The sequence below is a fragment of the Candidatus Clostridium eludens genome, from assembly GCF_045310515.1.
In the GTDB taxonomy this organism is placed as follows: Bacteria; Bacillota; Clostridia; order Clostridiales; family Clostridiaceae; genus Clostridium_B; species Clostridium_B eludens.
Window position 1 is genome coordinate 15,922 of record NZ_JBJHZX010000047.1, and the last position, 14,536, is coordinate 30,457.

General features: G+C 28.9%; 10 protein-coding genes. 9 read left to right on the forward strand and 1 reads right to left on the reverse strand.

Translation table 11 applies throughout. From position 1 onward, the window contains the following. The first annotated feature begins 84 nt into the window (after nt 1–84). The 5 genes from ACJDU8_RS21465 (at nt 85) to ACJDU8_RS21485 (ending at nt 11,137) form a co-directional block, all read left to right on the forward strand. A complete protein-coding gene (locus tag ACJDU8_RS21465) occupies nt 85–1,356 on the forward strand; it encodes a hypothetical protein (protein ID WP_406794222.1) in 1,272 nt (423 codons plus the stop codon). 233 nt (nt 1,357–1,589) lie between these two features. After that, on the forward strand, nt 1,590–4,043 hold the full coding sequence (locus ACJDU8_RS21470) for a S1 family peptidase (RefSeq protein WP_406794223.1): 2,454 nt from the start codon (nt 1,590–1,592) through the stop codon (nt 4,041–4,043). Then, entirely contained in the window at nt 4,036–7,743 is a 3,708-nt protein-coding gene (locus ACJDU8_RS21475) for an AAA family ATPase (protein ID WP_406794224.1), read from the forward strand. Before ACJDU8_RS21470 ends, ACJDU8_RS21475 begins: the two co-directional genes overlap by 8 nt. 802 nt (nt 7,744–8,545) lie before the next feature. After that, complete coding sequence (locus ACJDU8_RS21480) at nt 8,546–9,460, forward strand: hypothetical protein (RefSeq protein WP_406794225.1); 915 nt, start codon at nt 8,546–8,548, stop codon at nt 9,458–9,460. A gap of 1,008 nt (nt 9,461–10,468) precedes the next feature. Continuing rightward, nucleotides 10,469–11,137, forward strand: coding sequence for an HAD family hydrolase (locus ACJDU8_RS21485; RefSeq protein WP_406794226.1), 669 nt, complete (start codon nt 10,469–10,471; stop codon nt 11,135–11,137). Nucleotides 11,138–11,440: 303 nt separating this feature from the next. Here the strand turns inward: ACJDU8_RS21485 and ACJDU8_RS21490 are convergent, their stop codons facing one another. Further along, nucleotides 11,441–11,686 (reverse strand): helix-turn-helix domain-containing protein, encoded by a 246-nt coding sequence (locus ACJDU8_RS21490; RefSeq protein ID WP_406794227.1) that lies wholly within the window; start codon nt 11,684–11,686, stop codon nt 11,441–11,443. A gap of 104 nt (nt 11,687–11,790) precedes the next feature. Here ACJDU8_RS21490 and ACJDU8_RS21495 point away from each other — a divergent pair, with 104 nt between their 5' ends. The 4 genes from ACJDU8_RS21495 (at nt 11,791) to ACJDU8_RS21510 (ending at nt 14,013) form a co-directional block, all read left to right on the forward strand. Continuing rightward, entirely contained in the window at nt 11,791–11,967 is a 177-nt protein-coding gene (locus ACJDU8_RS21495) for a hypothetical protein (RefSeq protein ID WP_406794228.1), read from the forward strand. A gap of 373 nt (nt 11,968–12,340) precedes the next feature. After that, entirely contained in the window at nt 12,341–12,823 is a 483-nt protein-coding gene (locus tag ACJDU8_RS21500) for an ATP-binding protein (RefSeq protein WP_406794229.1), read from the forward strand. Nucleotides 12,824–12,859: 36 nt separating this feature from the next. Next, nucleotides 12,860–13,234 carry a hypothetical protein gene (locus tag ACJDU8_RS21505; protein WP_406794230.1) on the forward strand — a complete coding sequence of 125 codons (375 nt, stop codon included), beginning with the start codon at nt 12,860–12,862 and terminating at the stop codon, nt 13,232–13,234. A gap of 203 nt (nt 13,235–13,437) precedes the next feature. Beyond that, nucleotides 13,438–14,013, forward strand: coding sequence for a hypothetical protein (locus tag ACJDU8_RS21510; RefSeq protein WP_479723076.1), 576 nt, complete (start codon nt 13,438–13,440; stop codon nt 14,011–14,013). The last annotated feature ends 523 nt before the right edge of the window (nt 14,014–14,536 follow it).

Consider the following 14,536-nt stretch of genomic DNA (forward strand, 5'->3'; position numbering starts at 1 on the left):
ATATATAAGATTTGCTAACTTGTTAAGTGTATTCTTATTGTTAAAAGGTACAAATTGGTGACATTCTAAGAAAGAGGGATATTTATGAGACAAAATATAAATAAAGTATTATTAAATCATTTTAGTAACGGAGGTGGTGCTGCAGCTTATTTAAGGGGGGTAATACCAAGCTTGACTGAGGATGTTGAAAAATTATTTTCTACTCGTTCTGATATTAATAGGATTAAAGTGGCTGAGCTATTATCGGAAAAAATTTTATCTTTAACAGATTTTTCCGATTTAATACCACTAAGAGATGAGGTTGCGACATTAGAAATTAAACGACTTATTAATTATAGAAAACAAACTGACCACACAGCACATACGGTTTATTTATTTCTACTTGGTATTTGGGTTTATGATAATAACCATCAATTAAGAAAAATGGTTGACGATTCCATTAAGAGCAACAAAACTGCTAAAATGTTTATATTTCAATGGATTTTTGCTTCATTATTGCATGATGTAGGGTATTTATTCTTTGATTATAAAAATACAGATAACAAAGATTCATGGGGTAAATTTGATGATATGTTCAAGGCTAAATATATTCCAGACTATTTATCTAAGCGAATTGAGAAAAATAAGGATACTTTTCAAATGCTTTGTAAAGAATTTGTTGAAAAATACAACCCAAAACTTGTACATTCAGATAAATTAAGTACGAAGGCCCTATTGGACCAACTAAATAGTATTCCTTGGATTGAAGATATAATAGGAGAGAAATTGTCAGGATTACAGGTTTTATTGGCACATTTTGATATAAATAAAGAGTTAATAAATTTTGCCGAAGATATTGCTATTAAAGGCTATGATGGGAAAGGGGATAATCCACAAATAGACCATGCGATTGCCAGTGGATTAATGCTTTTGAAATATACATCTGTATGGTATTGGCTATATAAAAAAGCAAAAGAAGAATACCCAGATTTACATGAGGAGCTAAATAGTAACTATAGATACCCTAAGGAAGTTTTTATAAATCATGTAATTCCTGCTTGTAGGGCTGTCATATATCATAATATAGTAAAACTGCAATGTGATTACAATAAAGAGCCTTTATTGTACCTAGCAATTTTATGTGATGAATTACAGTTTTGGGATAGGTTCTGGTCGGGTCCTGAGTATATTGATAATTGGAAAAATGTAAATCACTGCATGGCAGAACAAGTTTATGCTAATGTTATTTCTAATGAGTTTTATGAAGAACAATTGCATATACTTATGCCTAAAGAACAATATAATAAGTTATCAAGTACATTAAAGGAAAGATTGAATGATTATGGCAGATTTGTTAAGTTAACAGAGTTGGGGTAATTTGGCTAAATGAATATAACTATATAAGGATAAAAGAAAGTATCGATATCTAGCATAGAGGTGATATTTAATCATACAATGAGAAACAAATAAAAATAGGATTAGTTTAGTTATATATATTATGAAGGATTCTTTGGAGAAACGGAAAATCGATTGATATATATAATTATATGATAAAAGATTAGGGATATGAAGAACCTCTAATAATTGAATTATATAAGGAGACAATACAAATGGCTAGTAATATAAAATCAGTAGAGGAAGCAATTTCTAAATTAAAGTGTGGAAATAAGGAGGCAACAGCTTTTTTGGTTTCTCCTAAACTAGCAGTGACCGCAAGACATGCAGTTCAAGAATACATTTTAAATAGTGAACCAATAGTTTTAGTATTTACAGACAAACAAAATGGAAAAATAACCATAAATGCTAAGCCTAAGAATATAGAACTTTCCATTGAAAAAGGACTTGATCTAGTTCTTCTTGAACTTGAAACAGAAGCTACCGGTATATCATGTCTATGCTTAAAAAAAGAGCTCCCATGTTCTGGCTTAGAATGGTATAGTTTTAGTTATTCTTTAAATAAACAGTCGGAGGATATGTGGATTAATGGTAAGATATTAGGGATAGTTGATGAGGATAATGTAAAAAGTTACAATATTAATTTGGAGTTGCAATCATCATTACAAAATTTTCAGGGGATATCAGGTTCACCATTGCTTCATGATAATTATGTTATAGGTGTAATTGTTACTGGATCTGTGGGTAACCCAGGAAGTATTAATTTAGGAGCTATTGATATTAGTCGTGCTTTAGAAATATTTTCACCCCAGGATATTGAAGCCCTAGAAAATGTCAAACATGATTTTACACACTTAGAAATTATAGACATAGATTTAAATTTACAGTTTTCCTCGACCCAGCATTTAGGAATCCTTTTTATGCAACCTTTTTTAGAAGTAGATGAATCATGTTACCCATATAAACTGTTAGATGATTCAAAAGATAGACAAATGGAATGTATCAATAACATACTAAACCTCTCGGAAAATAATAGTAAAAATGGGTTGAATAGGAATATAGATTTTGTTCTTTCACCGGAATACTCAATACCAGGCAAAGAAGGGGCATTGTTAATAATAGACAAAATGAGGAACTCGAATATACCTAATCAAGTATACATAGGATGTATAGATGGTCTGTTAAAGGAGGAATTTATTGATTTATTAAAAAAAAGTTCATTTGAAACAAATTTAAAGAACCAGATGGTTGGGTGGATAAAAAATGAAATTGCGGAGGCAACGTGGGTAAATACAGCAATAATAATTGTTAAAAGTAATGGAATAGCTCAGTACTATTTACAGCCTAAGTTAAGACCTTCTCCACTAGGAGAAGACAACAGAATGATGCTTGAGGGTAAATGGGTTATTATTTTTAAAACTAATGCAAAAAATCCAATTAAATTTTTTGTTTCAATTTGTTTTGATTGGGTGGCTATAACTGAAAGAAGGGAAAGTATAAAGGAGATAGCATGCGCTATTGAAAATGAAAAGTTAGAACATAGAGAAGATGAACTCATCCAATGGATAGGTTTCGTGCCACAATATAATCCCAAGCCATCTCATAAGGACTTCCTTATGCAAACAAATAAATTTTTATATGAAGAACCGTGGCTTAATATCCATAAAAAAAATGCCATGGTTATTATGGTTAACTCTGCTTCAAAAGATAATGATAGTTTTGGATTTAGTTCAAGTATATTTCCTAACGGTTATTACAAATATAATGATAAGTATCCCATGAATACCTATAGTATTATTCCAAGATTGGGGTTATCATCTTGTTATGAAGCGAGATTTAGAAACAATAAGAAAGCTATTCATGCTGTAGAATTAGTTTTACCATTGTCAACGATGCCTGGTTCTGGAACAGAAAGATATCCTTTTAATAAAGCAATTATTCATACAGTTGATGGACAATCGATAAGTGGTGATGAAAGATACCCAAATCCTCCAAGGCCCGTATGTGCATACAAAAAAATAATATGGGATTATGTTGAAAGTATTATTGGAAAAACTGACTTTGAGGCCAATATTAATAGTTGCAGTCTGGAAAAGTCGGAGAGAGACATAGGACATGATATTTTTAATGAACAATTAAATAAATGTTATACATGGGATGCAAATAAAACAATTAAAATATTTAAATATCTTTGCAGGTGGCAAGCACATAAAGATAATTGTGATTTCTGGAAAGCTGACTCAGAATGTAAAGCTTTCGGGAATTTTATATCTACTTTAGCGGCATTAAGATTTGCTGGTTTTCAAATATTAGATCCTAAAAGGCTTCATGGTAGATTAATTATTGGGGAGTGTAAGTATAGTATTATGGTTGTTGATTTAAAGAACCAGTGCGGCTATGCTGATCTACTAGATGATATAAAGTATGAAAAAAAGAAGAGATTATTATATGAGGAACCAGACGATAACATTTTAATATTTGCGACCGACAGAACTTACAAAAGAACACCTAGATTTACTGATACAGGTGGACAACTTGGTAATTACCTTAATACTGAACCAATACTAAGTAGTATTTTGGCTATGCAATTTAATTTAGGCGAATGTACAAGCATAGAAGATTTTAGAAGAAGGGTAACAGGAATGTTAGGAGGACAAGTGAATGAATAGTAAGATTAAACCTTTATTAGAGGACTTCCTAAAGGAGCATCAAGAATTTTTTAAAAAAGTTATATGGAGTGATTCTAAACAAGTAGCTATCCTCCCCAAAAATTCCCATGGTATCTTTGCACAAGATATTATAGAGCTTGCACAAGATATTATAGGTTTTGCACAACTAGATTCAGTTAATGAGCTGTATAATTCATGGAGGTTACTGGAAAATGATTTTGCAGAATACACTGAGAAAAGATTTTCTGGAAATTATAATAACTTATACTTAATTTTATTAATACCTAAAAGTATTTATAAGAATTCTTTGGGAATAGTTAGTGAGATTGAAAGAGATGAATTTAATTTTAGAAAGTTTGTTTTACCATTTGAAGGATCTACTTTTAATAATTGCATTTCAAGATTACCATTTATGGAGTTGCCTGTAAGAGAAACCTTTAGATTCCTACCTGAAACTGCAGAAAAGCTATTAAAAAATATAGGTGTGGACACTAGATTGTCTAACTTATTAGTAAAGAAAAGGTTTGAGGCGAACGATAGAAACAAAATAATTCAATTACTCTTTGAAAAAGTAAGTTATTCAAAACAAAACAGATGTATAGAAATCCAAAATCAGGATAAAGTTTCGAAAATTAAACCTAAAGGCGTAAAATTGAAATCATTAAAGATTAAAGGGTTTCGTCCGTATGCTACATATGAAGAATTTAATTTAGATGCAGATTTAATAGTCATAGCAGGGCCTAATGGCCTTGGAAAGACATCATTCTTTGATGCCATCGATTTTGTAGTTACGGGTGGCATTCAACGATTAGAAAATAAGAAGTTTGTTCATAATCCTTTATGCAATTTGAATTGTGAAAAAGATTGTTTTGTTGAATTGAATTTTTTGGCACAAGAAGAAAATGGTAATAACGAGCATAGTATTAAGCGTGTATTTGGCTGTGAAAGTAAAGTTTTTTTAGACGGGAATTTAAAAAAGGATAGAATTGAAATTTTACACAGGTTAACACAAACGGACTCAAATGAGCCGGTATCCAGGTTAGTGAAGATGTTCAGGGCTTCTCATATAATAAGTCAGTCTGAAACCGAATTAATAGACTCGTTACGCAAGAGCTCTTCACTACCAAAGGATATTTTAGGCAGAATGCTTTCGCTAGAGGATTATGTTCAAGCAGAAAATAGATGTATAGAATTATTAAAAGAAATTAATACTATGGTTCTTAAAGATAGAAATAAGTTAGGAATCTTAAAAAGTGAATTAGAGATAATTGAGGAAGACATTAATGTACTTAAGATAAATGAACAAAGTGAAGAAAAAATAGTGGATGTGACTAATAATAACCAACAGGTAAAAATAATTATAGAGAAATTACTTGAGGAAAAAATAATATCAGATAAATATAAGGAAGAAATTAATGTTAGTGAACTTAGAGAAATAAGTGCATCTATAGAGAATAAGGTTAACGAAGTTGAAAAAACGATAATTGCATTGCAGGAATTACAAAGATTAATCATTAATAGAGATGAAATAATCAAAGTTATTAATGAACAAACAGAACTGAACTCTAATTTAAAGGAAAAGCTTAAAGAGGCTAAAATAAATTTAAAACTTCTCAAAGATGATGAACAAGTAAAAAGGGTAAGCTTAACAAGAATGCAAAAAGAAAGTCAAGTGTTACATGAAACAATAAACCGGTTACGCGGTCATATAGATAATTCTTCAAAGCTGCTATTATTTGAAGAAAAATCATATGTTTCTCAAACAGTTATTAAAAATATTAATTCAGAAATAGAAAAAACTCAAGATATTTTGACTAGAGCAAATGAAGATATAGCAAAAAAACAAATTGAAATTGAGAATATTGATTACCAGATAAAAAGAGATACGAATCTTATTGATGAAATGTCAGATATCAAGAGGAACTTATCTAAACTACAAGAATCATTTAAAATTGTTGAATGTGAGGAATTGGAATTAAAAAATATTTCCATTAAAGTAAATGAATTAAAAAACAGTTTACTAGAACTAAAAAAGCAGCTAATTGATGATAAAAGTGTACAGGATGAATTGAATAACGAAATTAAAAGTAAGCAAGAGGTAAATAATGATTTTAAAAATTTATTAATTGGTATTAGGCAGCATATAAAATCTTCAGAATGTCCTGTTTGTGGTAAAAGTCATAATTCTTTTGATCAATTACTTAAAACGGTTAATGAGAGAATAGGAGATACACCTTATGATATCATCCAATGTAATAAGAAGTTAGATTTGATTTCGTGGAAAATCCTAAAATTAAATGATTCAATTTCAATAACTGAATCTAAGGTTAATAAGTATAAATTTCGAAAAGAAATTATAAAGAAGAATATTGAAACTGCTAATAGATTTATTCGGTCTTATAAAAATAAAACTATGAAAATTAATATTGATTTTGATGAAGTTGCAGCATCTACGAGTAATGATAAAATAAATCAGAAAATCTTAAGTATAAAAGATTTAACCGAAACAAAGAAAAAATTACTTATTGATATAGAGAACTTAATGAAAATTACTAATGAAGCCAAAGTAAATTTAAATAAACTAAAAAATCAATACAGTAGTGAAATAAATAGTTCGGATGAAATTAGAAAAATTATTAATAATCTTAAATCAATAATTATGGAGAATGCAAACTTTGCAACATTAAATAATTCAACTTTGGATAATAAACTAATAAAGTTAGAAAAAGAGATATCTTTGAAAGGATTAAAATATGAAAAAGAATTAGATTTACTAAATAATGTTCTTCTGGAAACAAAAAATCAAATTCAAGTGATTGAGGGTTACGAGAAACAAATACAGCAACTCAATTCTAGTTTAATGAGGAATGGAACAGCCATTGATAAAATTAAACGTTCATTTAATGTTTTGAATATATCAAGTAACGTTGAAATTGAAGAATTACAGAAACATATTGATAGTTATATCACACAATCCAAAACATTAAATGAACTTAACAAAAAAGTAATCTTTGAAGAAACAGTTTTAGAAGTAAGGCATAGGAGCATACATCTCAATGAACTGCAACTAGAAAAGAAAACAAAACAACAACAAATATCAGAAATTCAGAAAAAAATAAAGGACTCAAGACAGGCTCTAGCAATACTTAAGGTTTTTAAAGATAACCTACTTTCCCAACACAACAAGGCATTAAAAGGATATTGTACCGCAATACAGCCATTAGCATCTACTGTACTTAATAGACTTAGGCCTGTTTATGGTTTTGGTAATCTAGAACTTGATCCAAAAGATACGGCAGTCGTTGATGTGTTTATAAATCACAACCACGCCGCTGGCAATGATGATGAAAAATTACCTCCATTTATGTATTTGTCTGAAGCACAAATGAATATTGTTGGACTAAGTATATTTCTAAGTAGTACACTAACACAGACGTGGTCAGGATTAAAGACAATTATGATGGATGATCCGGTTCAACATTTTGATGATTTAAATGCTTATGCCTTTGTTGATTTGATAAGAGGGATGTTAATGTACAATAACGAGGATGAGAGACCCCAAATAATAATTTCAACTTGTGATAATAGATTATTGAGGTTGATGAGAAGAAAGTTTGCTCCATTAGAGAAAGTAGAAAAGGTAAAATATTATTTTTTTAAAAGTATAGGCGTAAATGGGCCTATTATAGAAACTAATTAGTTATTATTAGATTGTTTTATTTTGTTGCCATAGGGTTATATTGAGAATTAAGAAAATATATTTAGAGCCCATCCTAAAATAACTTCTTTTATCATACAATAATTAAATAAAGAGGATATTAGAGATGAGGGAATGAACTTTCATAAGCATATAACTTTGAGCATCTAAATATTACTTTTAAAGCTTCTCAAATCGTATTTTGTAATTACCATAAGGTTTTTTACTCAAAAATAAAAGTGGTTTTTCAAAACTTACATTGATTTTTGATTTTCACATAGCTTGACGAGGAGTACAGTTGGCAATAATAATAACGAGTGCAAATTGTCATGATGCACATAACAACTAGAAGAAATACTAGACTGAATAATTGTATATACACTAGAATTATAATTTCCCGTGGTGAGGAGAAAAAGAATAAAGAAAGAAATCCTAAATTTAAGGCTCGCTGTTGGACAGTAGAAGCTACTCAATTATGGATGAATCGCTTTACAAAATTATTGGCTACATTTGAAAAGTAAGATCCTTCTTATTTGGGGCTTACTAAGTTGTCATGTGGTTTTAGTGCTTTTAGAAAAATTCAAATTATTCAAAGATAGACTCTTAGTTAAGGAGTAATTTTGAAACAACCATTGATGCCATGAGGATTAATCAAAACTTTTTATGCTGATAACTGTATGCTTTATTAAAAAGTAATGTAAAAATAATATTTAAATGTGTTGGTGCTATTTGAATTAAGGTATGGGAGTTATTATAATGTTGATGATAAAATGATAAGAAACTTGCTAGGAGAAGGGAGTTGCGTATGAAAACATTAAATTGTGAATTAGATCTTGCTTATCCGCCTATTAGTAATCAAGAGGGAGTGTGGTTTTGGGAAGATGAGGAAGTTAGGGAATATGTAAAGTCTAGTAAAATATATATGATAGTACATCGAAAGCAATTAAAGTTTAAAGATGTGTGTTGGAAGCCAAAAGAATTTGGAGTAATCAAATTTAAAATTATCATGGGAGATATAGTTTCTCCAGAAATAAACCTTTCTATAAAATTTGCTATGGATTACAAGAAACAAACAGGAAATAGTGTTTATATAGAAATGGGAGATAAGTTAATTAGAATAACTGGAGGAGATAAAAAACATGTTATATATTGGGCTACTCCAGATATATTTCTAGATCAGTATTTTAAGGACAAGTTTTTATTTAAAGTTGAGGATGACTTTGATTTTAAAGTATTTAATAGTTTTGAATTATATTATGTGGCGATATCTAAAGAAAATGATAGCTTTTCTAGATTGTTTGGAAACGTCCATCATGGAAGGTTAAAAATATTATCTAATGAAACACAGAAAGAAAAGGAAGCAAGATTAACAGATGAACTAATGATTTTAATGTTTAATATAAGATATTTTAATATTAACACTGTAGATCACATTGGAAATTTGAATTACTACATAGATGATGATAAATTAGTTGTTGCTGATGCAGAAAAGGCATTTGTTAAATTAATGAATACAAAGTATAATGAGGTTAAATATGAAAAATATCCTTACAGTAAAGATGGATTATACACGACAGAATTAGATAGATATGTTTATTCTATAAATGAGGAAATTGTTATATATACAGATGAACTAGAATTTTCAGGGTCATATGGTTCAGATGAAATGAGGGATATAATTATGATTGAAGGGGATAGGGTAGAAATAATAAAATTTTGATTAAACTTTACTGTAAGAATGGATAAAGTAAGAAATAAAAGAATGGTATTTTAACCAGACTATTTTACAAAAATATTTTTTATTTTATAATATATTTCTTTAGATGGTTATAAGCCTTTAATATGAACAATTATATGACTTTATATAATTTTAAATTACATAACTTTTCTATGTGTTACCCAGTTCGTAATCAGTAGACCACAGATCCAAGTCCTATTGGTAGCATTAGTGAAAAGCTCGTAATATCAATATACAAGCTTCTTATTTTGTTAGAAATTACAAATTATATAGGGAATTTATAATTATTGAATATATAACTTACATTCCGCATGTAATTCCTCTACATTATGGAACAACAACCTTGATATAACATGTATTTTTATAAATTAATTCATATAATACAATATGTGTAAATGCAACAATTACACTTGTTGTAGACATTATGATGAAATATATTGATTTGTATTAATGTCTAATATATTCCTTGTTTTTAATAAGGGTTATTTGGTGATGAAAGGAATAATCTTATCCATAATAATGATCTTATGGATAAATCAATATTAAGAAATGTTAAATTTTACGTGCGGAATATAGGATATAATAATATGCATTAAAAGTTATTGGTGATGTAGTATTAATTGTAGTAATTTTGATTTAAATGTTGCTTAAATCCAGTAGTATCAATGGATTTAAGCTTTGAATAGTTCAAATCCCTCTTTCTCCGCCATAAAAGAGCGTCAATATTATAGTATTGACGCACGAAAAAGTCCAGTAATACTGGGCTTTTTTGCTCTTTTGATTGTGCAAATGTATCTTACTGGAGGGGATTCCTCTACCAAGGTTTATCATCAAGATGAGATTAGGGAAATTACCAGAAAAAGGCCCAAATCTTGTGCTTAGTTAATAGAAACCTTATGAAGAGGAAAGGCAGTACCATGATATTTCACATGTTTGTAATTGATAGTATAATCAATATAACTTAAAAAATTATAAATGGAGGAATATGTATTGAGGAAATATAGACATGCTATCTTTGATATGGATGGCACCATTATAGATTCTATGCCTGTATGGAAGAATCTCGGAAAAGATTATTTTACAAAAAAGGGAGTTAAAGCCCCAAAAAACTTGAATGAAATCATAAGTGCAATGTCTATGACAGAATCAGCCAACTATTTCAGAAAAGAGTTGAAAATCGGCGATTGCCCAGAACGAATTATTTTTGATATGAATCAATTAATTAAAGATAAGTATAAGTATGAAATACCATTAAAACCATATGTCAAAGAATATCTTTCATATTTACAAAGAAATAACGTAGTAATGTGTGTAGCTACAGCTACACCAGTACAATTGGCAGAGGTAGTACTGAAACGTCTGGAAGTGTTACAGTATTTTTCTTTTGTGGTATGCTGCGATGAGGTTGGTACAGGGAAAAGCAAGCCGGATATCTATTATCTTGCTCTAAAGAAAATGAAAGCAAGTATAGCAGATACCATAGTTTATGAAGATGCCGACTATGCAATCAGAACGGCAAAGAGTGCAGGTTTTTATACCATTGGAGTATATGATGAATATGCATGTGACTCAAAAAAAGAAATACAGTTACTTTGTGATAGATATATAGATTCCTTTCAATGTTTATTAGAATTAGACAGTCTATCAGCAGGAAATTAACAGCTGGCCTGGAAAGGTTCTTCCAATGTTCAGATGGAGATAAGCATTTCTCCATCTGAACCTCTGAATCACTTGATTTTTCCTGCTCCTTTACTGTATATTTAGGATATTAACTAATACTAATAATAAATATTTTTGTAATAGGAAATCTGCAGCTTACTGTAAGCTGTGTGCTCAGTGTAATGCCAAGTGCGATAATTTCATAGAACTTGTTATTTTGCTATTAAATTTTAATTATAAATGAAACCCATTATGTTTAAGTAAGGGGATATATGCATGAAATACATTAAAAAGAGAATATTATTACTCTTTTCCAAGGAGCCATAGTATACTTACATTTAATGCATCGGCAATAGCAATAAGTTCCTTGTCTGTAACTGGTCTTGTTTTAGATTCAATTTTGGATATTGTTGTTTTTTCAAGTTCTATGCCTCTTACGGCAAGTCTGGCAAGTAAATCATTTTGAGTTACTTTAGGTTTATTTTTAAGTCTTGCATATTTTACTCTGTCACCAATTAAATTTTTGTCTTTATTTTCAGTATGTCTCATCAAGATAATCCCCCAAAATAATCCTTTATTCATATTGATTATATGTGAGAAATAATGATATAATTTGCTTGTGGAGCAAGTTTGTTAATTGTATAGGGGGTTATATGGATAAGGATATAAAAATGAAGCGTCAAATAGAAGAAGTCAGAGAAACTTTAAATAATAAATTGTTACAGGACATTTTAAATAAAGAGACAATAAATATGGATACATTAAATCTAAGTTGGAAATTAGACAAATTGATTGCTGATTATATGAGGAAGGAAATTCTAGACAAATAGAGAATATTGTTCATTATCAACAAGATAAGAAGAAAGATATGAGGAATAAAATATTAGAAATTTGCAATGATCCTAAAAGTAAGAGGGAAATAGTTGATTTTTTAAAATTAAAAGATATACGTTATTTAACACAAAGGTATCTTAAGGCATTAATAGAAAAATGAAATAGAATTGAGAAGAATGCCAAAATATTTTGATTAAGGTATTTGTAGTAAGGTTATATATTCACATATAATAAACGATATTGTAATTTAGTATCGTTAGTGGTATTGTCATACTAAATAGTATAAAAAATATATAATGAATATTAATAGGATTAAGTACAATACATTAAAAATTTTATCAGAGTAAATAATTAAGGGAGGAGTAATTCTTGGTAAATAGTGATATTTATAATTTATTTAAGGAATTAATAAATTTACCTGTTGAAAATGAATGTGTGGAATTTAAAGAAGCAAAAAATGATTTTAGCTTTGAAGATCTAGGAAAATATTTTTCCGCGCTAAGTAATGAAGCAAATTTAAAAAATAAACGATATGCATGGATTATTTTTGGTGTTAAAGACAAAGGAAAACCAAGAGATATAGTTGGAACTAACTATAAGAATAATGCTGAAAGACTCCAGGCATTAAAAAAAGATATAGCAATGCATACATCCAATAATATTACATTTATTGAAATACACGAATTGGAGATAGAAAATAAAAGAATAATAATGTTTCAAATTCCACCATCTCCTCAAAGCGTACCTATGGCATGGAAAGGACATTATTATGGAAGAGATGGAGAATCTCTTGGAGCTTTAAATATTCAAGAACTTGAATTTATAAGAAATCAAAATATGGTGACGGATTGATCTTCGCTTATTTGTGAAGATGCAACAATTAATGATTTGGATAAAAATGCAATATTGAAAGCAAGAGAACAATATAAAATAAAAAATCCTAAGTTGGAACAAGAATGTGATAGTTGGCATGATGAGGTATTTCTAAACAAAGCTAAGCTGACAGTAAATGGGAAAATGACAAAAACAGCAATTCTTCTATTAGGAAAAGAAGAATCAGAACATTATTTAAGTCCTGCTGTTGCTAAAATATCATGGATATTAAAAGATGAAAGAAACATGGAAAAAGATTATGAGCATTTTGGCCCACCTTTTATAATTTCTGTTGATAGAGTGTTTGAAAAAATAAGAAATCTAAAATATAGGTATTTAACGGAAAATACATTATTTCCTACAGAAATAACTCAATATGAACATTTGTAATAAGAGAAGTTCTTCATAACTGCATAGCTCATCAAGATTATAATTTAGGCGGAAAAATAAATGTAGTTGAAAAACCTGATGAACTAATTTTTTCTAACTTAGGGAGTTTTATTCCGAAAACAATTGAAAATGTCATAGAAAAGGATTCACCAGAAGAATTTTATAGAAATCAGTTTTTAGCTAATGCTATGGTAAGCTTAAATATGATAGACACTATAGGAAGTGGAATCAAGAAGATGTTTATTATGCAAATGCAAAGGTATTTTCCACTACCTGATTACGATTTGAAAGTAGAGAATAGAGTTTCTGTTAAGATTAGTGGAAAAATAATTGATGAAAATTATACAAAACTATTAATAAATAATACAAATTTAGAACTAAAGTTGGTAATTGCGTTAGATAAAGTTCAGAAAAAGGAACCATTAAGCCAGAATGAAAGAAATACATTGAGAAAAATGAGATTAATAGAAGGTAAATACCCTAATATCTATGTTACATCTAAAATAGCGTCTGTTATGGAACAAAAAGCTCAGTATATAAGGAATAGAGGATTTGATAATGGTTACTATAAAGACTTGGTAATCAATTATTTAAATGAATATAAAAGTGCATCAAGAAAAGAAATAGATGATTTATTAATGGGCAAACTTCAGGATATATTAACTGATGAACAAAAATATAGAAAGATAAGCAAGATATTAAATGAGATGTCACATAAGGATAAAAGTATAAAAAATAAAAGTAATAGCACAAAAGCCTCGAAGTGGATATTAGTATAAAATTTCTTTTTCAATTAACTGTGAGAGAAAAGAAAAGGAAAAGAAAAGGAAAAGAAAAGGAATGTTTTTTGAAATTGAAATTTAATACATATTATATTCTACAATAGGTTAAGAAATATGGAATATAAAACGGATTGTTGCAGAAAGACAATAATTTATTTTATATAATGAAATCATAATTATATTACTAAAAAACAATAAGAATATGCTGACAATCCAAGATAAAAGTGAATTTAGTAAAGATAAACAATAATAGGTCTTGTATTTATAAGAAAAAATGGAAAAATAACTAACGGAGATTACTAAAAGCTTAATAATGTAAATAGAGATAGAGCACTTATTGACTTAAAGGATCTTATTAGAAAAGGCATTATAAAGTCTCAGGGCATAGGAAGTGGAACAAATTATATTTTAAGTCACAGCGTTAATGACATAAGTCAAATAAGTTTATTATGTTTTAACAAGTTGAAGGTACTTTAGTGCCTGAAACTAAAAACCGCCTGCTATGCGGGTGAGATTAAAT